At 68.7% G+C, this 19,747-nt stretch carries 17 protein-coding genes; 6 read left to right on the plus strand and 11 right to left on the minus strand.

Annotated elements, in window-relative coordinates:
* Nucleotides 1-4 precede the first annotated feature (4 nt).
* Genes cyoE through ACFWZ4_RS11275 form a run of 5 tightly spaced genes read right to left on the minus strand, consistent with a single transcriptional unit; the run spans nucleotide 5 to nucleotide 3,919 of the window.
* Entirely contained in the window at nucleotides 5-943 is a 939-nt protein-coding gene (gene cyoE, locus ACFWZ4_RS11255; protein WP_439704770.1) for a heme o synthase, read from the minus strand.
* A gap of 33 nt (nucleotides 944-976) precedes the next feature.
* Complete coding sequence (locus tag ACFWZ4_RS11260; protein ID WP_439704771.1) at nucleotides 977-1,387, minus strand: EF-hand domain-containing protein; 411 nt, start codon at nucleotides 1,385-1,387, stop codon at nucleotides 977-979.
* A gap of 17 nt (nucleotides 1,388-1,404) precedes the next feature.
* Nucleotides 1,405-2,598 carry a COX15/CtaA family protein gene (locus ACFWZ4_RS11265; RefSeq protein ID WP_439704938.1) on the minus strand — a complete coding sequence of 398 codons (1,194 nt, stop codon included), beginning with the start codon at nucleotides 2,596-2,598 and terminating at the stop codon, nucleotides 1,405-1,407.
* A gap of 20 nt (nucleotides 2,599-2,618) precedes the next feature.
* Entirely contained in the window at nucleotides 2,619-3,194 is a 576-nt protein-coding gene (locus ACFWZ4_RS11270) for a hypothetical protein (RefSeq protein ID WP_439704772.1), read from the minus strand.
* Entirely contained in the window at nucleotides 3,191-3,919 is a 729-nt protein-coding gene (locus ACFWZ4_RS11275; protein ID WP_439704773.1) for an SURF1 family protein, read from the minus strand. Before ACFWZ4_RS11275 ends, ACFWZ4_RS11270 begins: the two co-directional genes overlap by 4 nt.
* Nucleotides 3,920-3,978: 59 nt before the next feature.
* Here ACFWZ4_RS11275 and ACFWZ4_RS11280 point away from each other — a divergent pair, with 59 nt between their 5' ends.
* Nucleotides 3,979-4,194, plus strand: a complete 216-nt coding sequence (locus tag ACFWZ4_RS11280) for a twin transmembrane helix small protein (RefSeq protein ID WP_231321978.1) — start codon at nucleotides 3,979-3,981, stop codon at nucleotides 4,192-4,194.
* Between the two features lie 170 nt (nucleotides 4,195-4,364).
* On the opposite strand, the gene ACFWZ4_RS11285 is transcribed toward ACFWZ4_RS11280, so the two are convergent.
* The 5 genes from ACFWZ4_RS11285 to ACFWZ4_RS11305 form a co-directional block, all read right to left on the minus strand.
* Nucleotides 4,365-5,249: a cytochrome c oxidase subunit 3 gene (locus ACFWZ4_RS11285; RefSeq protein WP_439704774.1), complete on the minus strand. Its 885-nt coding sequence runs from the start codon at nucleotides 5,247-5,249 to the stop codon at nucleotides 4,365-4,367.
* A 101-nt stretch (nucleotides 5,250-5,350) separates the two neighbouring features.
* Nucleotides 5,351-5,479: a hypothetical protein gene (locus ACFWZ4_RS11290; protein ID WP_256445231.1), complete on the minus strand. Its 129-nt coding sequence runs from the start codon at nucleotides 5,477-5,479 to the stop codon at nucleotides 5,351-5,353.
* A gap of 49 nt (nucleotides 5,480-5,528) precedes the next feature.
* The gene (gene ctaD / locus ACFWZ4_RS11295) at nucleotides 5,529-7,145 is read right to left on the minus strand and encodes a cytochrome c oxidase subunit I (RefSeq protein WP_439704775.1); all 1,617 of its coding nucleotides are present in this window, start codon (nucleotides 7,143-7,145) and stop codon (nucleotides 5,529-5,531) included.
* Between the two features lie 51 nt (nucleotides 7,146-7,196).
* Nucleotides 7,197-8,159 (minus strand): cytochrome c oxidase subunit II, encoded by a 963-nt coding sequence (gene coxB / locus ACFWZ4_RS11300; RefSeq protein ID WP_439704776.1) that lies wholly within the window; start codon nucleotides 8,157-8,159, stop codon nucleotides 7,197-7,199.
* 20 nt (nucleotides 8,160-8,179) lie between these two features.
* Entirely contained in the window at nucleotides 8,180-8,620 is a 441-nt protein-coding gene (locus tag ACFWZ4_RS11305; protein WP_439704939.1) for a DUF2244 domain-containing protein, read from the minus strand.
* A gap of 374 nt (nucleotides 8,621-8,994) precedes the next feature.
* On the opposite strand from ACFWZ4_RS11305, the gene putA reads away from it, so the two are divergent.
* The 3 genes from putA (at nucleotide 8,995) to ACFWZ4_RS11320 (ending at nucleotide 14,127) form a co-directional block, all read left to right on the plus strand.
* The gene (putA, locus tag ACFWZ4_RS11310; protein WP_439704777.1) at nucleotides 8,995-12,150 is read left to right on the plus strand and encodes a bifunctional proline dehydrogenase/L-glutamate gamma-semialdehyde dehydrogenase PutA; all 3,156 of its coding nucleotides are present in this window, start codon (nucleotides 8,995-8,997) and stop codon (nucleotides 12,148-12,150) included.
* A 149-nt stretch (nucleotides 12,151-12,299) separates the two neighbouring features.
* Nucleotides 12,300-13,709: a coniferyl aldehyde dehydrogenase gene (locus ACFWZ4_RS11315; RefSeq protein ID WP_439704778.1), complete on the plus strand. Its 1,410-nt coding sequence runs from the start codon at nucleotides 12,300-12,302 to the stop codon at nucleotides 13,707-13,709.
* A gap of 82 nt (nucleotides 13,710-13,791) precedes the next feature.
* Nucleotides 13,792-14,127, plus strand: a complete 336-nt coding sequence (locus tag ACFWZ4_RS11320; protein ID WP_439704779.1) for a hypothetical protein — start codon at nucleotides 13,792-13,794, stop codon at nucleotides 14,125-14,127.
* 68 nt (nucleotides 14,128-14,195) lie between these two features.
* Here ACFWZ4_RS11320 and ACFWZ4_RS11325 read toward each other — a convergent pair whose 3' ends face one another.
* Nucleotides 14,196-15,635 (minus strand): OmpP1/FadL family transporter, encoded by a 1,440-nt coding sequence (locus ACFWZ4_RS11325; protein WP_439704780.1) that lies wholly within the window; start codon nucleotides 15,633-15,635, stop codon nucleotides 14,196-14,198.
* Nucleotides 15,636-15,835: 200 nt separating this feature from the next.
* On the opposite strand from ACFWZ4_RS11325, the gene ACFWZ4_RS11330 reads away from it, so the two are divergent.
* Nucleotides 15,836-16,123: a YcgL domain-containing protein gene (locus tag ACFWZ4_RS11330; RefSeq protein ID WP_231321983.1), complete on the plus strand. Its 288-nt coding sequence runs from the start codon at nucleotides 15,836-15,838 to the stop codon at nucleotides 16,121-16,123.
* Nucleotides 16,124-16,187: 64 nt separating this feature from the next.
* A complete protein-coding gene (locus ACFWZ4_RS11335) occupies nucleotides 16,188-19,631 on the plus strand; it encodes an ankyrin repeat domain-containing protein (RefSeq protein ID WP_439704781.1) in 3,444 nt (1,147 codons plus the stop codon).
* The last annotated feature ends 116 nt before the right edge of the window (nucleotides 19,632-19,747 follow it).

Raw genomic sequence — 19,747 nt, forward strand, 5'->3', positions numbered from 1 at the left:
GGCCTCAGCGAGCCGCGGACGCCAGTGTCGGTACCGCCGTGGCAGCGGCCGACTGCAGCACCAGCCCGGGCCGCTGCGGCGGCGCGATCCAGTGGTCGGCCAGCAGGAAGGCGAACAGCGCCATCAGGTACACGATCGAGTACTTGAACACGCGCATGGCGAAGAACTCGTCCGGCGGGTTGAGCAGGCGGATCGCGTAGTAGAGGAATCCACCGCCGAGCACCAGCGCGCCGCCGAGATACACCGCGCCGCTGAAGCCGGTCAGCGCCGGCAGCAGGGTCACCAGCACCAGCAACACGGTGTAGAACAGCACGTGCCAGCGGGTGTAGGCCACGCCGTGGGTCACCGGCAGCATGGGGATCTGCGCGCGCGCGTAGTCGTCGCGGCGGAAGATCGCCAATGCCCAGAAGTGCGGCGGCGTCCATACGAAGATGATCAGGCACAACTGCAGCGCGAAGGCGTGCAGCTGACCGGTCACCGCGGTCCAGCCGAGCACCGGCGGGATCGCGCCGGCGAGGCCGCCGATCACGATGTTCTGCGGCGTGGCGCGCTTCAGATACGCGGTATAGACCAGGGCATAGCCGATCAGCCCGCCGAAGGTCAGCCACGCGGTCAGCGGGTTGACCAGCAACGCGAGCACCAGCATCGAGGCGATCCCCAGCAGCACCGCGAACACCAGCACCTGTCGCGGCTTGAGCTGGCCGGTAGCGAGCGGGCGGCGCTGCGTGCGCGCCATCAGCTTGTCGATGCGCTCGTCGATCAGGTGGTTGAACGCCGCGGCGGAACCGGAAGCCATCCAGATGCCCAGCGTGCCGAACACCAAGGCGCGCCACGGCGGAATGCCCGGCACCGCCAGGAACATGCCGATCACGGCGCAGAACACCAGCAGCGCAACGACGCGCGGCTTGGTCAGTTGAAAGTACTGGGACAGGTGCAGGGTCACGTGGAAACTTCGCGGTGTGGTTGGGCCAGGCGGTCAGGGCGTGCGCTGTGCAAGCTCGTCCGCGGCCGTGTCGGAGTAGTCGGCAAACTCCGAATAGGACAGCCGGTGGTCGCCATCGGAATCGAACTTGTCGAAGCGCGCGCGCAATGCGGGCAGGCTCTTCAGTTCGGAACGCGTCAGGCGCAGATCCTTGTCTTGGTCGAGGCTGAGAAACAGGTCGGTCAGTTGCTGCGGCGACAAGGTCGGGCGGGCGTCGTCGCGGCGCTTGAGCTCCTGCTGGACCGAAACCATGTCCTGGCCACTGGCGTGTATCTGGCTGCGCCGTTCCACGGCCCCGGTGCTTACACCCTTTTCCGGCCGTTCCTGCGCCAGCGTGTTGGCAGACGCCAGAATTGCTCCCGCGCCAAAGGCAAAACCAAGCAACCGCGCCGAAGATTTCGCCATGCCCGGACTCCCTGTTGTCAATGTGGGTGGGTCGACCCGATGGCCGGGAGCGGCTGCGTCCGCGCCAGCGTGGCCAGCAGGGTGAACAACAGCAACGCGGCGACACCGTTGTGGAGGGTCGCCACCGGCAAGGGTAGCCCGAAATGTACGTTGCTGATGCCCAGCAGCACCTGTGCCACAAGCACCACGCCGATCGCCGCGCCGGCCAGGCGCAGGCCGCGTTTGGCCGCGCGGTGGCCCAGCCACATCAGGTAGACGAACACCACCAGCGCGCCGAAGCGGTGCGCGACCTGGATCGCACTGCGCGCGGCCATGTCCAGGATGCCGCCCTCGTAGTTCACGCCGATGCCGCGCCACAGCACGAAGCCTTGCTTGAAATCGGTCGGTGGCATCCATTGGCCCAGGCACTTGGGGAAGGCGTCCGCGCCAGTGCCGCACGCGAGGGCGGCGTAGTTGGACGAAGTCCAGCCACCCAGCGCGATCTGGCAGGCCAGCAGCACGATGCCAAGCACGACCCAGCGCCGCAACGTCGCGTGGCGCTCGTCGGGCGCGCCGACGCCCGCGAAACGCAGCGCCGCGTAGGCCAGCAACGCGAACGTCGTGATGCCGCCGAGCAGGTGTCCCATCACCACGATCGGCTTGAGCAGCAGGGTGACGGTCCACATGCCCAGCATCGCCTGGAAGATGATCACCGCCAGCGCCAGCACCGCGATCCGCCACGCGCCGGGGCTGCGCAGCCGGGTCGCGGCGGCAAGCGGCAGGCCGATCGCCACCACCGCCAGCAGCGAGGACCAGGCATGCTCGCCGCGCATGTACAGGGTGACACCGCCAGCGGCGAAGACCGCGCCCAGGATCACCGCCGCACGCGCCCAGCGCGGACGCCAGGCGGCCATCAGCGCCAGCACGAGCACCAGCACGCCCAGCGTGCCGGCAAGGAAGCGGTGGACCTGTTCGCGCCAGGCCTTGTTCGCCTCGTAGGGGCGGTCCGGGAACGCCGCGTCGGCGCGCGCCACCGCCTGCTCGTGGTGCGGCCAGGTCACCTGGCCGTAGCAGGTCGGCCAGTCCGGGCAGGACAGGCCCGCGTTCGACAGGCGTACGAAGGCGCCGAACATGACCACACCGAAGGCGAATACCGCGGCGCACAGCGCGAGCCAGCGCATGATGCGCCGCGCCCGGGACGACGCCAACGGCGTTTCGCTCGCGGCCTGCATGCGGCCGCCACCCTCACCGTTCATTTGATCACCTTGTGCATGTCGCGAAGCAGGCCGGTGCCGTCGAAGCCGGCCGGGTAGTACGCCAGTGCGGTGCCGTTGGACTCGACCAGCAGCGCGCTCACGCTGTCGGACGCCTGCGGGCGAAAGGCGTCGAGCTTGCCTTCGGCATCGCGCCCCAGCGTCCAGTAGGCCTTCATGGCCGCGAGCCGACCCGCGTCGGCCGGTGGCTCACCGACGTAAAGGAGGCGCAGGCGCTTCTGGTTGCGATTGAGCGTGACCCATGCTTTGGCCATGCCTGTCAGCGTGTCGAAGCAGCGCGCGGCGCAGCCGGGGCCGGCCAGCGCGACCAGGGTCATGCGCGGCTCGGCCGGGTCGCGCCAGGCGTAGTTGCCCGCGTCGGCAAGCGTCACGCGCAGGTGTTCGTCGACAAAGTTGCGTTGCGGTTCGATCGGCTGGCCATAGCCCTTGCCGCTGGGCTGCCAGCCGGTGAAGGTCAGCACGCCGGCGGCAATGATCGGCAGCGCGAAGACCGCCATGATCGCCAACAGTTTCAGGCGGCTGGCCTTGAGGGTCGGAGGCGTGGGTGTGTTCATGGGTTGTCCGTGCGTCGGGGGCGGCGCTTGCGGTGCAGGACCAGGAAGATCACTACCACCGCGACCGCAAAGCTGAACCACTGGAAGGCGTAGGCCCGATGCCGCTCCGGCGGCATCGAGGAAAAGTCGAAGGCGTGCTCGCGCTGGTAGGCGGCCGTCGGGTCCGCGTCGAGCGCGAGCACCCGCGGGTACAGCGGACGACCCAAGTCCCTGGCCACCTGGCCGAGCTCGAGATAGATGGTCGTCTTGGGCCAATGCGCCTGGCCAGCCAGCGCATCGCCGCCCAGCTCCAGGCCCACGCCCGGCGGTGGCAGGTAAAGCCCGTGCAAGCTGACCTGGCCAGCCGGCAGCGGCGGCACCTGCTCATGGGTGCCGGGCAGAAAGCCCAGGTCCACCAACAGCAGGCGCGACTGTCCCGGCAACGCCAGCGGCACGTAGACCTCCACTCCGCCGCGCGCATCGTGGTGGGGGTTGTCCAACAGGTATGCGCGGTCTGCCAGCCAGTTGCCACGTACCGCCACCCGCGGGAACGCGTCGGCCGGGGGTGCGGCCGCGACCTGCCCGAAAGGCACCGGGAGGGCGGTGGCCGCGGCGGCATAACGCCGCACCAGGCTGTCCTTGTAGGCCGCGCGATCGAGTTGCCACACGCCCAGGCGCACGAACAGCGCCGCGGCGGCCACGGTCAGCAGCACGCTCCACCAGGCCGGCCTGCGCCAACGTGTCACGCAGAGGCCTCGTCGGCGGTGGCTATACTGCCGGCTGGGAAGTCGTTCGGACCGCTCACGTGGAAACCATCTACAAAGTCGCGCTGGTGATCATGTTCCTGATCGTGGTGTTCAACCTCGGCCAGGCGCTGTACTACATGATGACCGACAAGGACGGCAGCAAGCGCACCGCCTGGGCGTTGACCCGGCGCATCGGCCTGTCGATCGTGCTGATCGCCATGATCATGCTGGGCATCTGGATGGGCTGGCTGCAGCCCCATGGCGTCGGCCGTTGATTGTAGCGGTCCCGGGCCCGCGTAGCCTGCAAGCGCGACATTTAGCGCACGCCCGCCGTCCTTGAATCCAAACAAAAAGCCCGCCATCCGGCGGGCTTTTTTTCGTGCGGCGGCTCGCCGTCGCAGGGTGGGCTTCGACCGCGGGCCGAGACCCGTCCTGCGGTCTCGTCTCAGAGGATGTAGACGAACATGAACAGGCCCAGCCACACCACGTCCACGAAGTGCCAGTACCACGCGACCGCCTCGAAGCCGAAGTGGTGATCGGGGCTGAAGTGACCCTTGAGCACGCGCAGCCAGATGATCGCCAGCATGATCGTGCCCAGCGTCACGTGCAGGCCGTGGAAGCCGGTCAGCATGAAGAAGGTCGAGCCGTACACGCCGGTGTGCAGCGTGAGGTTGAGCTCCTTGTAGGCCTCGATGTACTCGTGCGCCTGGGCGTACACGAAGGTGGCGCCCAGCAGGACGGTCAGCCCCAGAAACACCAGAATCCTGCCGCGGTGGCCGGCCTTCAGCGCATGGTGCGCGATGGTCACGGTGACGCTGGAGGTGAGCAGGATCAGGGTGTTGAGCAGCGGCAGGCCCCACGGCGCCACCGTCTGGAAGTTACCGCCGATGTTGCCCGGGCCGTTGCCGCCGCCGGCGCCCCAGGCTGCGGCGTAATCGCTCCACAGGAACTGATGGGTGAGCACGCCGTGGCCTTCGCCACCGAGCCACGGCACCGAGAACATGCGGGTGTAGAACAGCGCGCCGAAGAACGCGGCGAAGAACATCACCTCGGAGAAGATGAACCACATCATGCCCATGCGGAACGAGCGATCCACTTGGGCGTCGTACTTGCCAGACAGCGATTCATGGATTACCGAACGGAACCAGCCGAAGAACATCAGCAGGATCCCGATGAAACCGATGGCGATGACCGTCTTGCCGAAGCCCGCTTCGCCCGGCGGTGCGTTCAGCCAGTGCGCGGCACCGAACACGGTGAGGAACATGACCACCGCGGCCACGATCGGCCAATGGCTCTTGGCCGGTACGAAATACGCTTGCTGCTGACCCATGAGTGATCCCCGTGGATATCTCTTTGTTTGCTTCCATCCCCGCCATGTTGCGCGGGGAACTGCTTGCCGGACCGCCATGACGGATCCGGGGAATACCTGTGCTAGCCGATCTTCACCATGCTCAGGATCGACAGCAGGAACAGCACCACCGCGATCGTGCCGGTGATCCAGAGGGTGCGCCGTACGCCCTTTCGGCGTGCCAGTTCCCCGTCTTCCGTCTGCCCGCTCATCGTCCTGGGCCCTTCGGGCGCACCGACCGGGGTCGGCGCAACCGCTGCCTCAATCATCCACGTGACCGTGGGCCAGTTCGTCGTCGTGGATCACCGGCGGCAGCGCGAAGGTGTGGTGCGGAGCCGGCGACGGCACCGTCCACTCCAGGCCACGAGCGCCTTCCCACACGCGGTCGGCGGCCTTCTTCTTGGAGAAGAACGCGCAATGCACGATCACGCCCAGGAAGATCAGCTGCGAGGCGCCGAACAGGAAGCCGCCGATCGAGCTGACCATGTTGAAGTCGGCGAAGGCCACGTTGTAGTCCGGGATGCGGCGCGGCATGCCGGCCAGGCCTAGGAAGTGCTGCGGGAAGAACAGCACGTTGACGAACACCACCGAGCACCAGAAATGCACCTTGCCCCAGAACTCGCTGTACATGCGGCCGGTCCACTTGGGCAGCCAGTAGTACGTGGCCGCCATGATGGCGAAGGCCGCGCCCGTCACCAGCACGTAGTGGAAGTGCGCCACCACGAAGTAGGTGTCGTGGTACTGGAAGTCCGCCGGCACCAGCGCCAGCATCAAGCCGGAGAAGCCGCCGATGGTGAACAGGATGATGAACGCGATGGCGAACAGCATCGGCGTCTCGAACGTCAGCGAGCCGCCCCACATCGTGCTCACCCAGTTGAACACCTTGATGCCGGTGGGCACCGAGATGAGCATGGTGGCGTACATGAAGAAGATCTCGGCGCCCAGCGGCAGGCCGACCGCGAACATGTGGTGCGCCCACACGATGAACGACAGGAAGGCGATCGCCGCGATCGCGAACACCATCGCCTTGTAGCCGAAGATCGGCTTGCGCGAGAAGGTCGGCACGATCTCCGAGATGATCCCGAACGCCGGCAGGATCATGATGTACACCTCGGGATGGCCGAAGAACCAGAACACGTGCTGGTACAGCACCGGGTCGCCGCCGCCGGCGGCGTTGAAGAAGCTGGTGCCGAAGTACTTGTCGGTCAGCAGCATGGTCACCGCACCGGCCAGCACCGGCATCACGGCGATCAGCAGGAACGCGGTGATCAGCCAGCTCCACACGAACACCGGCATCTTGAGCAGATCCATGCCCGGGGCGCGCATGTTGAGGATGGTCGCGATGATGTTGATCGCGCCCATGATCGAGCTGATGCCCATCAGGTGGATCGCGAACACCACGTAGGCGACCGAATCGCTCTGCAGCGACAGCGGCGGATACATGGTCCAGCCGCCGGCCGGGCCACCGCCGGGCATGAACAGCGTGGACAGCATCAGCGCGAAGGCGAACGGCAGGATCCAGAACGAGAGGTTGTTCATGCGCGGCAGCGCCATGTCCGGCGCGCCGACCATCAATGGGATCATCCAGTTACCCAGGCCCACGAAGGCCGGCATGATCGCGCCGAAGATCATCACCAGCGCATGCATGGTGGTCATCTCGTTGAAGAAGTACGGCTGCACCAGTTGCATGCCCGGCTTGAACAGCTCCGCGCGGATAACCATCGCGAAGCTGCCGCCGATGAAGAACATCAGCAGCGAGAAGACCAGGTACAGCGTGCCGATGTCCTTGTGGTTCGTGGACATGAACCAGCGCGTGAAGAAGTTCGACGGCGCGCCGTGGTGCTCGTCGTGGTGATCGTGGGTGGCTGCGTGGGCCATGGCCTTGCACCTCTACCTAATGCGAATGCTTGAAAGCGGAAAAGCGGGCGATCAGCCCTGCTTGCCCGGCGTCTTGGCTGCCGGGGCGGCCGTGGTCGAAGCGGATGCCGGCGCGGCGGCGGTCGACGCCGGCGCCGGAACGGCCGGCGTCGCGGGCGCGGCCGGCGGCGCCTTGCCGGCGGCCTCCTGCTGCGCCAGCCACTGGGCGAACTCGGCCTTGGAAACCGCCTTCACCACGATCGGCATGAAGCCGTGGTCCTGGCCGCAGAGCTCCGCGCACTGGCCGCGGTAGGTGCCCGGCACCTTGATGTTGGTCCAGGCGGCGTTGACGATGCCCGGGATGGCGTCGATCTTCCAGCCCAGCGCCGGCACCCACCAGGAGTGGATCACGTCGCCGGCGGTGATCACGAAGCGCACCTTGGTGTCGACCGGCAGCACCAGCGGCTTGTCGACGTTGAGCAGGTAGGTGTTCTCGTCACCGACCTTGACCGACTTCGGATCCAGGCCCGAGTCCAGCTGGCGGGTCTCGTTGCTCTGCTCGTCGAGCTTGGACATGAAGCCGACGCCGTCGATCGCCTTGCCCTGGTAGTCGACATAGTCGTAGCGCCACTTCCACTGGTAGCCAGTCACCTTGACGGTCAACTGCGAACCGGTGGTGTCGGCGAAGGACACGAGACCGCCGGTCGACATCCATGCCAGCACGATCAGGATGATCACCGGAATGGTGGTCCACACCACTTCGAGCATGGTGTTGTGCGACCACTTCTCGGCCACCGCACCGCGCGATTTGCGGAAGCGGAACATGGCGACGAACATCGCGCCGAACACCAGCACGCCGATCACCGTGCACACGCCGAGCGCGACGTTGTTGAGGAAGTAGGCCTCGGGCGACCACTCGCTGACGCCGCGCGTCATGTTGAGCTGGCCCGGCTGGGGGTTGGCCCATACCGCGCTGCTGAACAGCGCACAGGCCGCTGCCGCCCATGCCTTGATCCTGATGCCGCCAGATGTCATGTCTTGCACCTTTGTTGACCCTACCCGCGCTGCCGGCCTTGCATGTCCGCCAGCAGCACCTTGAGTTTTCTCGACAACTCGACGCGTTCCTCTTCGGCGAGGAACGAGCCGATCTCCATCTCGCGTCCATGCGACCCCAGCAGCAGACGCCCGTGCCCGTTGCCGGGCGCCAGTCGCACGCGCACCCAGTAGGACTGGAAGCACGCGCGGCGCCGCCCGGGCAGCGAGCGCACCTCCAGCGACTCCTCGTCGAGGCGGATGCGTTCGCTGCGGTCGCCCGCGCGCCAGGCCTGCCTCAATGCAAAGGCCATCGCGCAGGACTCGATCAGGGCAAACAGCGGAGCAAACACATTCCCCTGCCACGCGCCCAGTCCGGCCGTCGTCAGCGCCAGGGCCGCCAGCACCATGATCAGGCGACGCAGCCCGCGTCGGCTGAGTGCGCGATTGGGCCGAAGCCACATCGTCACGCACGGCAGGCCGGCGCCAGCGGGTCGAAGCACGATCATGGGAATCCGGCGTGCCTGGAACTGCGGAATGATAGGCCGCTGAATGACTGCGAGGCAAGAATGTCGCACCCGGCTGACCTGGATCACGCCATGAGAGACCGGCAGCCGGGGGCGGGAAGCGGTCATCCAGCGCTCGCGCGTGTGCGGCTGCGCGCTCGCTGCGGTGTGTATCCCGTCTGCGCGCCACGGCATGGGATCGGCCTAGCGTCTCGCCACCGCGCAGCCGCGGCCGTCGATGCGCCCGCGCACGGATGCGTGCGCCTGTGTGCGGGGCGTACAATTGCGGGCTTCGCCGCCGCCCCGGGCGGCCACCAGCCGCAGATCCCCACGTGACGCAATCCATCCTGAGCCCCGAAATCCCCGCGGTCGCCGAGCCTGCGCGCGCCCGCATCACCGCCGCCTGGCTGCGCGACGAGACCGAAGCGGTGCTCGACCTGCTCGACCAGGCCGACCTGCCGCCGGAGGAGCGTGAGGCGGTGGTCGACCGCGCCGCCGCGCTGGTCACGCGCGTGCGGGCGCGGGCCAAGGACCAGAGCATGGTCGAGGCGTTCATGCGCCAGTACGACCTGTCCAGCGAGGAGGGCGTGCTGTTGATGTGCGTGGCCGAGGCCCTGCTGCGCATCCCCGACCAGAGCACCGCCGACAAGCTGATCCGCGACAAGCTCGGCGACGCCGACTGGCGCAAGCACCTGGGCCAGAGCGAGTCGGCGCTGGTCAACGCCTCCACCTGGGGCCTGCTCCTGACCGGCCGGCTGGTCAACCTGGCCCAGACTACCCGCGACGATTTCACCGGCTCGCTGCGCCGGCTGGTCGCACGACTTGGCGAGCCGGCGATCCGCGCCGCGGTGCGCCAGGCCATGCGTCTGATGGGCCACCAGTTCGTGATGGGCCGCACCATCGACGAGGCGCTGGACCGCGCCAAGAAGAAGGAAAACGCGGCCTACCGCTATTCGTTCGACATGCTGGGCGAAGCCGCGCTGACCGCCGCCGACGCCGAGCGCTACCAGCAGGCCTACCGCGACGCCATCGCCGCGATCGGCCGCCGCGGGCCGCACCCCAACCACACCGACGCACCGTCGATCTCGGTCAAGCTCTCAGCGCTCTACCCTCGCTACGAGTCCGGCCAGCGCGAGCGCGCGCGCAAAGCGCTGGTCGCGCGGCTGCTGGAGCTCTCGCAGCTGTCGATGAAGGCCGGTATCGCGCTCTCGGTCGACGCCGAGGAAGCCGACCGCCTGGAGCTCTCGCTGGACATCATCGGCGAGGTGTTCGCGCACCCGTCGCTGGAAGGCTGGAATGGCTTAGGGATCGTGGTGCAGGCCTACTCCAAGCGCACCCCCTTCGTGATCGACTGGCTCGTCGAGACGGCGCTGACCCACGGCCGGCGCTGGTACGTTCGCCTGGTCAAGGGCGCCTACTGGGATGCCGAGGTCAAGCGTGCGCAGGAAGGTGGCCTGGCCGGCTATCCGGTGTACACGCGCAAGCCGAACACCGACGTCTCCTACATCGCCTGCGCGCGGCGCCTGTTCAACGCCGGCCCGACGCTGATCTACCCGCAGTTCGCCACGCACAACGCGCACACGATCGCCGCGGTACACCACCTCTCGCAGGGCCGGCCGTTCGAGTACCAGCGACTGCACGGCATGGGCGCGGACCTGTATGCCGAAGTGATCGGCGCGAACGGGCTCGGCGCGCCGTGCCGCGTGTACGCGCCGGTCGGCACGCACGAGGACCTGCTGCCGTACCTGGTGCGTCGCCTGCTCGAAAACGGCGCCAACACCAGCTTCGTCAATCGCGTGGTGGACGAGGACGTGCCGGCGCGCGAACTGGTCGCCGACCCCTGCCAGACGGTGCGCTCGTTCGAGTCGATCCCGCACCCGCGCATCCCGCTGCCGGCCAACCTCTACGGTGAACTACGGAAGAATTCCATGGGCGTGAACTTTGCCAACGACAACGAACTGAAGGCCTTGGCTGACGAGGCCAGCGCCCACCAGGGTCCGTGGACCGCGGGTCCACTGGTGCCCGGCGCGACCAGCCAGGGCCCGACCGTCGAGGTCACCGACCCGACCGACCGCCGCCGCAAGCTCGGCACCTACGTGGCCGCCGACGAGGCCACCGTGCAGAAGGCGCTGGCCAACGCGCACGCCGCGCAGGACCGCTGGAGCAACTTCCCGGTCGCCAACCGGGCGGCCATGCTCGAGTACGCCGCCGAGCAGCTCGAGGCTCGCCGCGGCGAGTTCATTGCCCTGTGCGTGCGCGAAGCAGGCAAGAGCCTGCCCGACGCGATCGCCGAGATCCGCGAAGCGGCCGACTTCCTGCGCTACTACGCGACCATGGCCAAGCGCCTGTTCGGCGAGCCGATCGCCCTGCCCGGCCCCACCGGCGAAACGAACCAGCTGTTCCTCGAAGGCCGCGGCGTATTCGTCGGCATCAGTCCGTGGAATTTCCCGCTGGCGATCTTCATCGGCCAGGTGAGCGCCGCGCTCGCCGCCGGCAACACGGTGATCGCCAAGCCGGCCGAGCAGACCAGCCTGATCGGCTACGTCGCCACGCAGCTGTTGCACGACGCCGGCATCCCGAAGGACGTACTGCAGTTCGTCCCCGGCGACGGCCCGACCGTCGGCGCCGCGCTGACCCGCGATCCGCGCGTGGCCGGCGTGGTGTTCACCGGCTCGACCGAAACCGCCTGGGCGATCAACCGCGCGCTGGCCGCGCGCAAGGCGCAGATCGCCATCCTGATCGCCGAGACTGGCGGCCAGAACGCGATGATCGCCGACTCCTCCGCGCTGCCCGAGCAGATCGTCAAGGACGTGATGGCCTCGGCCTTCCAGTCCGCCGGCCAGCGCTGCTCGGCCGCGCGCGTGCTGTACGTGCAGGAGGACATTGCCGACAAGGTGATCACCATGCTCACCGGTGCGATGGCCGAGCTGAAGGTCGGCGATCCTGGCCTGCTCTCCACCGACGTCGGCCCGGTCATCGACGAGGACGCCAAGGCGATCCTGGTCGCCCACGCCGAACGCATGGACAAGGAAGCGAAGAAGATCGCCGAAGCGCCGATGGACCCGGCCGCGACCTCGCACGGCACCTTCTTCGCGCCGTGTGCCTACGAAATCCCGACGCTGTCGATCCTCGATCGCGAGATCTTCGGCCCGGTGCTGCACGTGCTGCGCTGGAAGGGCAGCGAACTGCCGCAGGTGATCGAGAAGATCAACGAAACCGGCTACGGCCTGACCCTGGGCGTGCACAGCCGCATCGACGCCACCATCGACTACATCGCGCGGCATACCCGCGTAGGTAACTGCTACGTCAACCGCAACCAGATCGGCGCTGTGGTCGGCGTGCAGCCGTTCGGCGGCGAAGGCCTGTCCGGCACCGGCCCCAAGGCCGGCGGCCCGCACTACCTGCTGCGCTTCGCCAGCGAGCGCACGCTGACGATCAACACCACGGCCGCCGGCGGCAATGCCTCGTTGCTGACCATCGGCGAGTGAGCGCCGGTCAGGGATGGTGGCTTGCGGTGGAAACCCACCCTCGCCACCCCCCTAGTCCTGCATACCGCGCGCTCCAAAAAAAATAGTTCCGCGACGTGCAGTTGGCCTGGACGTGCGACCATGAGTCCCTGCCTCATCAAGCGCACGCCATGGCCGACTCCGCCGAGCTGACCGCCGTCCTGCACCGCCTGCGTGCCGCGCAGGCGCGCGATCCCTTGCCTTCCTGGCAGGTGCGCGCCGATCGGCTGCAACGCCTGGCCCGCATGCTGCGCGAGCAACGCACGGCATTCGCCACGGCGATCGATGCGGACTTCGGCCAGCGACCGGTCGAGGAGACCGAGCTGCTGGAGCTGTTCCCCTCGCTTTCGGCCATCCGGCATGCGTTTCGCCACGGCAAGCGCTGGATGCGCCCGCGCCGCGCGCCGACGGCGCTGGCGTTCGTGCCCGGGCACAACCGCCTGCTGCCGCAGCCGCGTGGCGTGGTCGGCATCGTGGTGCCGTGGAATTACCCGCTGTTCCTGGCGGTCGGTCCTCTGGTCGACGCGCTGGTGGCGGGCAACCGCGCCATGATCAAGATGAGCGAGTTCACGCCGCGCTTTGCGGCGCTGTTCGCCGAACAGGTCGCCGCGTATTTCGCCGACGACGAGGTCGTCGTGGTCACCGGCGACGCGGCGGTGGCGCAAGCCTTCAGCGGCCTGGCCTTCGACCATCTGCTGTTTACCGGCTCGACCGCCGTCGGCCATCACGTGATGCGGACCGCTTCGGCGCATCTGACGCCGGTGACGCTGGAGCTCGGCGGCAAGTCGCCGGCCATCATCGGGCCGGGGGCCGACATGGCCCAGGCGGTCGAACGCATCCTGGTGGGCAAGCTGGTCAATGCCGGCCAGACCTGCATCGCGCCGGATTACGTATTGTTGCCCGCTGCGCGGGTGGAGGAATTCGTCAGCACGGCGCGCATCACGATGGCGCGGCTGTACCCCGAGCTGGCCAGCAATCGGCAGTACACCAGCCTCATCTCCGATCGCCACTTCGAGCGCATGGCGGCGCTCCGCAATGAGGCGGCGAATGCCGGCGCGCGGATCGAGCCGCTGGACGGCGCACCGGCCGATCCGGCGCGCCGCCTGTTCCCACCGCAACTGCTGCTCGACGTGCCCGACGACGCGAAGGTGATGCACGAGGAGATCTTCGGCCCATTGCTGCCGCTGGTCGCATGCGACTCGGTCGCGCAGGCGGTCGACTACGTCAACGCCCGCCCGCACCCGCTGGCGCTGTACCTGTTCGAGCGCGACCGCCCGACCATCGATGCGGTGCTGGCCCGCACCCAGGCCGGCGGCGTCACCGTCAACGACACGCTCTACCACATCGCCCAGCACGGGCTGCCGTTCGGCGGCGTCGGTGCGTCGGGCATGGGCGGCTACCACGGCAAGGCGGGATTTGACACGTTTTCGCACCTCAAGCCGGTGTTCGCGCAGTCGCGCTGGAACGGTGCGGGGCTGCTGCGCCCGCCCTACGGTCCCCGCTTCCGGCGACTGCTGGAGCTGCTGCTGCGGCACGGCTGACATTCTTCGCAGGAGCCCACATGCACGTGCCGCCTACGGCACAGTGGCGACACTGCGGGCAGGCCACCTGCAGGAGCCCTCCATGACCAAGCCGAATGTTCCCAACGACCAGCGCAGCCCGGGCCGGGCCAGCGCGAATGCGGGCCCGCAAAGCGGCCCCGGCGGCGTCGGCGGCGAGCCCAAGGGCACCCGCGTGGACGCCCGCTCGCAGGACCGCGGAGCACAAGCGGAACCGGCAGGCCACAAGCCACGCCCGGAGCACTCCCCGGACAAGGCGCAACCCGGTTACCGCGCGCGGCCCGCTGGGCAGAGCGGTCTCGGCGAGCAGGATGACCACGCCTCGACGATCCGCGAGCCGCAGGGCGACGGCAACTACATCGCCACCGATCGCGGCGACAAACCGCTGCGCAACGGCTGACCATCCGCCGAACGATGCGCAAAAAAAACCTCCCCGCTCGCGCGGGGAGGTTTCGGTACTTCAAGCGATCAGAACTTGTACTGCGCCGACAGGCTCAGCAGGTTGCCGTAGTCGTCGAAGTTGCCGGTCAACCTGTCGCCCGTGGCGCTCACCGAGTCGATGTGCGCCTGGTTCACGAAGATGTGCGCGTACGAAGCGTTGATCTCGAAGTGCTCACTGGCCTTGTAGCCGATACCCACCGCGGCGAACTTGCGGGTGGAGTCGGGCACGCGGGCGTCGCGGGTGGCGGTGTAGGTCGGCGTGGTGTCGACCGAGATGCCCGCACGCAGGGTCAGCTTGTCGTTGACGTAGTAGTCGCCGCCGATCGCCGCATACCAGGTGTTGCGCCAGTTGAAGGTCTCGACGCTGTCCGGCTGCGCCGGGTTGCCGTACTGCACGCGCAGTTCCTTGAACACGTCCCACTTGGTCCAGTTCAGATCGACACCCAGGCCAAACTTCTCACCCTGGTGCCAGTAGCTGAAGCCGGCGCTGGCAGGCGTGGTGAAGTCGGCGGTGCCGGTGGTGTGGGTGAAAGGCACACCGCCGGCGGCGGCCAGCAGCGGAGCGACCTGCGGGCTGGACAGCAGCGCGGTCACGTTGGCCGGCACGGTGAAGTTGCCGGTGCCCTCGAGCTTGTGGGCGATCTTGGAGCGGTAATTGAGGGCGAGCTTGTCGTTCGGGGTCAGCTTCCAGTACGCGCCCACCTGCCAGCCGTAACCCCAGTCGTCGCCCTTGACGCGGGCCAGGCCGTCCGAGCCCGGCGGCACCACCGTGCCGACCAGCTGCATGTACGCCGGCACCTGTGCCGCCGGGATCAGCCCGCCGGCCGCGCCCTGCTGGATCAGGCCCAGAGCGACGCCGTTGAAATTGATTGCCGAAGTCAGTTCGGCCGAGGTCTTCTGCGCGATGACGCTGGCGCCCAGCGAGAACTGATCGTTGACGTCGAACGAACCGGACAGTGTGGCGTCAAGGGACTCGAACCGGGACTTGACCGCGTTGTAGCGACCCTTCCAGTTCTGGCCATATTCGGTCTGGAAACCGAACGGTACCGACAGGCCGAAGCCCAGATGCACGCGATCGGACACCTTGCTGGCAATGAACAGCGCGGGGATCGGCAGCGTCGTACCCGCATCGCCGCCGTCACCGCCGCTGATCGGGCGACCCATCGCGTCCGTAGCGGTGCCCTTGAAGCGGGCGCTGAAGTTGATCGCGGTGACGTCGGCCTGCAGGTAGGTGCCGTCCAGGTCGGTCATCGCGGCGGGGTTGTTGACCACCACCGAGGCGTCGCCGCCGGCCGTCGCCGAACCGGCATAGGCGCGGCCCATGCCCTTGGCACTGTTCTCCTTCAGCTGGAAGGCACTGGCATCGGCCGCCTGCGGCAACGCCAGCGCACCGGCGACGGCAAAGCTCAGCGCGGCCAGCGCCAAAGGCCGGGCGCGGCCCGGGATGGAACGAAAAGACATAGGCATCGCTTGCTCCTGCTTATCTTAAGACGCGGCTCGGGGTGGCAACGGAGACCGTCACGGCTGTTTTCATACGCGCGTTTGAGGCCCCCGCGCGACACTCTGCCCAGCCACCCTCGGGCTTGCAAGTGCGACCGCAGCATTGGCGGTGCACGCTGCTACCCTTCGCGTCCCCCGCCCCACGCCATCGCCGTCGGAGTCGTCCCATGCATTGTTTCGTCTACGCCAGCCAGCGCAAATCCGATACCTACGTGTGGCTCGCCGCACGCGACGAGTTCGGCGTGGTGCCCGAGTCGCTGTCGATGATGCTCGGTGACCTGCGCTTCGTGCTCGAAGTGCAATTGGACGAGCAGCGCCGCCTGCCGAACGAAGACAGCGAGGTCGTGCTCGAACACCTGCGCACCCAGGGCTGGCACCTGCAGTTGCCGCCGCAGGAGACGCTCGCGGTCGCCAACCAGTTGCAGCGCAGTACGCCGGACGATCGCGACGAATGATTTGTGGTGTCGGGGTTAACGTGCCGTTACCGTCTGCGGCGCCCACGCTTCCTATACTCGCGCCATGAACGAGCCCCGATCGCGCCACCGCCCGCCGTCCCTGCTCAAGGGTATGGCCTGGTTCCTGCCTGGATGGATTGCCGTGGCGATCGCCGCGCTCGGGGCGCACCCGCTGGCGCTGATCCCGTTGCTGCTGGCCAATGCACTGACGATGGCGGCGGTATGCCACGCGATCGGTTTCGATCCGGAGCCCCGCTTCGGCCGCACCGTGCTGCGTCGGGGCGCCGCGCACCTGGTGATGTTCACCGGCTACGTGGCGCTGGTGTTCCTGCTGATCGCCTGGCCGATGCTGGAGTTGCGCCAGCAACCGACGCTGGGCGGCGCACTGTTGCTGGCCGCTGCACTGGTGGTGGCGCTGGTGTCGCTGTGGCGCGTGTGGCCCGCGTTCGGCCTGGTATTCGTGTGGGACGACGCCTATCCCGCGCAGAGTGATGGCTCGTGGATCTTCACCGCGACCGCCCGCAGCCTTGCGTTCGGCCGTCACTTGGCGCGCGAGGAACGTTTCTTCAGCCATTTCCTGCCGGCGGCATTCGCGCTGCTGGTGCTCGCCTATGGCGCCATCGCGCTGACCGGGCTGTATGGCGTGCTGCCCTCGGAATTACGCACCGCGGCGCTGGTCGTCTACGGGCTGGCGGTGTTGCCGCTGGGTTGCCTGGTGATCGCCAACCGCACCTTGCGCGCGTTGCTGTGCGAGCGCACGCGCCCGCGCCGCCGCGCCGAAGACGCTCCGCTGCCGGCCGATTTCCTCGCTTCTCCGGCCCCGCGCCCGGCCATGCTGAGCGAGGAAGAGCGCACTGCCGGCGCGCCCGCGCAGGGTCCCGCGCTGCTCGCGGCCGCGCGCGACGGCGACATCGAGCGCGCACTCGCCCTGCTCGAGGCCGGCGCCGATCCCGACAGCGCGCCGGCGCCGGGCGAGCGCGACCAGCGTCCGGTACTCACCCTGGCCGCCTTGCTGCCGGACACGCGACTGTTGCGCGCACTGATCGCCAAGGGCGCCGACGTCAATCGCGCCAGCGGCGGCCTGACCGCCCTCCTCGCGGCCACCCGCGACAGCTGGCACGGTCGCGCCGAGGCGGTCATGACCCTGCTCGCCAACGGCGCCAGCCCGCTGGCCGCCGACGGCGAGGGCAATACCGCATTGCACGGTGCCGCGCTGAGCGGAGAACCGATCGTCGCCGCGATGTTGCTCGATGCCGCCGCGCCGGTGAACGCGCTAAACCGCGCCGGCGTCAGTCCGCTTGCCGCGGCCTGCCGCGCGGCCAACTGGCCGCTCGCCAAATACCTGCTCGAGCACGGCGCCAAGCCCGCTCCCGCCGACGGCGAGCCCGCGCTGGTCGCCGCCGCCGGTATCGCCGACGACGATCCCACCGGCGTCAAGCTGTTGCTCAAGCATCGCGCGAACGTCAACGCCACCGACGCCCACGACCGCAGTGCGCTGATGACCGCTGCGGCCGAAGGGCACCTGCAGATCGCCCGCGCCCTGCTCGTCGCCGGCGCCAACCCGAACCTGGTCGATCGCCATGGCGCCACCGCGCTGATGGAAGCGGCGCGCTGCGGCGCCAGCGAGCTGGTGCAGGCGTTGGCCGACGCGCACGCGGACGCCCGCGCCAGTGACAACCACGGTCGCGACGCGCTCACCCTCGCCTGCCAGTCGCCCCGCGCGCAGGCCGCGACCGTGCGCGCGCTGCTCGCGCTCGGCGCCGAGCCCAGGCGTGCCGGCAGCGATGGCCGCAGCGCGCTGGACCATGCCGCGGCCGCCGGTCGCTGGGACCTGGTCGCGTTGCTCGACCCGGAATCGCCGCTGCCCGCCAGCCTCGGCGGCGACACGCCGGACGACGACGACACGCCGGCGCGATTGCTCGAAGCTTTGCGCCAAGGTCAGTGGGCGGTCATCGCGACGTTCGCCGAGCGCGCGCGCCAGTGGCCGCAACCCCAGCTCGCGCAACTCTACCTGGATCTCGCAACGCCCGGCCTCGGCGCGGCGCGACGCTGGCTGCTCGAACACGGGCTCGCGGCCGAAGCATTTTTGCCCGCGGCGACGATCGAGCCCGGGCACGCACCGCACCTGCCTGGCCAGCGCCTGTTCGATGCATTGCTGGTCCAACTGCCCGCCTCCACCGAAGCGGTCGACGGCCTGCTCGAGGCCGGCGCCACGCCCGCCGGCGCCCATCTGCTCGCGCAGGCGCTGGTTGCCCTGGGCGACAGCGCCCTGGGCGCGGCACTGCCGCTCAGGCTGCTCGAGGGCGGCGCCGACGCCTTCGGGCCCGATGCACGCGAGCGCACGCCGCTGCACCTGGCGGCGATCCACCGGCACGGCGCACTCCTCGAAGCCCTGCTGGCACGCGGCTGCGATCCCAACGCACGCGATGGTTCCGGCCGCACGCCGCTGTTTGCCGCGATCGAACATGGCGAGAGCGGGTTGGCGCTGGTGCGCGCGCTGATCGCCCACGGCGCCGATGCCGAAGCCACCGACGCCAACGGCGAAACGCCACTTGGCCTTGCGCTGGAGCACGGCGCCATCCAGCACTGGCTGGACTGGGGCGACTGGACGCGCCCGCGCCGCGCGCTGACCGCCACGGACCTTCCCGCCGCCACCCGCACGGGCGTGCTGACCGCGGTCGAGCGCCTGCTCGAGCTGGGCTTCGACGTCGATACCCGCGACGCGCAGGGCGCCACCGCGCTGCTGCATGCCTGTGGTGCCGGCCACCGTGAGATCGCCCTCTGCCTGCTCGACGCCGGCGCGGATGCCACGCTGGCGGCCGGCACGGGCGTCACGCCGCTCGCGGCGGCGGTGGGTGCGCGCCGCGATGCACTGGTGGGTGTGCTCCTGGAGCATGGCGTGCAGGTGGACCAGCGCCTGCCCGGCGAGACCACCGCGCTGATGGTCGCCGCTGCGCTGGGCTATCCGGAACTCGTCGAGCACCTGCTCGCCGCCGGCGCCGACATACACGCGGTGGACATGCGCGGACGCACCGCGCTGCACGCCGCCGCGCAGTTCGGCTTCGAGCACAACGACAGCCTGCGCGCGCGGCGTCTGTTCGACGTGCTGTTCAAGCACGACGCCGACGTCAACCGCGCCGACAACGAAGGCAAGACACCGTTGCTGCTGCTGCTCGGCGCACAGTTCAAGCCGGGCTCCGCCTGCGACGCCACCCACCTGGCGGCCCTGCTGCCGGTGCTGCTGGACGCCGGCGCGCAGTTGGAACATGCCGACCAGCGTGGCGTCACCGCGTTGCACGCCTGTGCCATGCACGCACTGCTGCCGGCCGCGCGCGTGCTGCTGGCCCGCGGCGCCGACCGCCAGGCCACCGACGCCTTCGGCCGCACCCCGGCCGACGTGGCCCGCCACCTGGGCCTGGTCGATATCGCCCACGAGCTGGCCGCGCGCAGCAACGCGGTGCCCAGCGTCCGGCAGATGCTGCGCCAGCCGGCGCAACCGGCGGAGTAATCACGCTGACGCGATCTGAAGGCCCCTCCCCGCCGGAGAGAGGGTTTGGGTGAGGGGCGGGGCGCGCGGTAAAGCCGGACCGATGCCGAAAAATAGCGCTCTGTGTCGTCAGCGTC

The sequence above is a fragment of the Frateuria sp. GZRe12 genome, from assembly GCF_051900535.1.
In the GTDB taxonomy this organism is placed as follows: Bacteria; Pseudomonadota; Gammaproteobacteria; order Xanthomonadales; family Rhodanobacteraceae; genus Frateuria_A.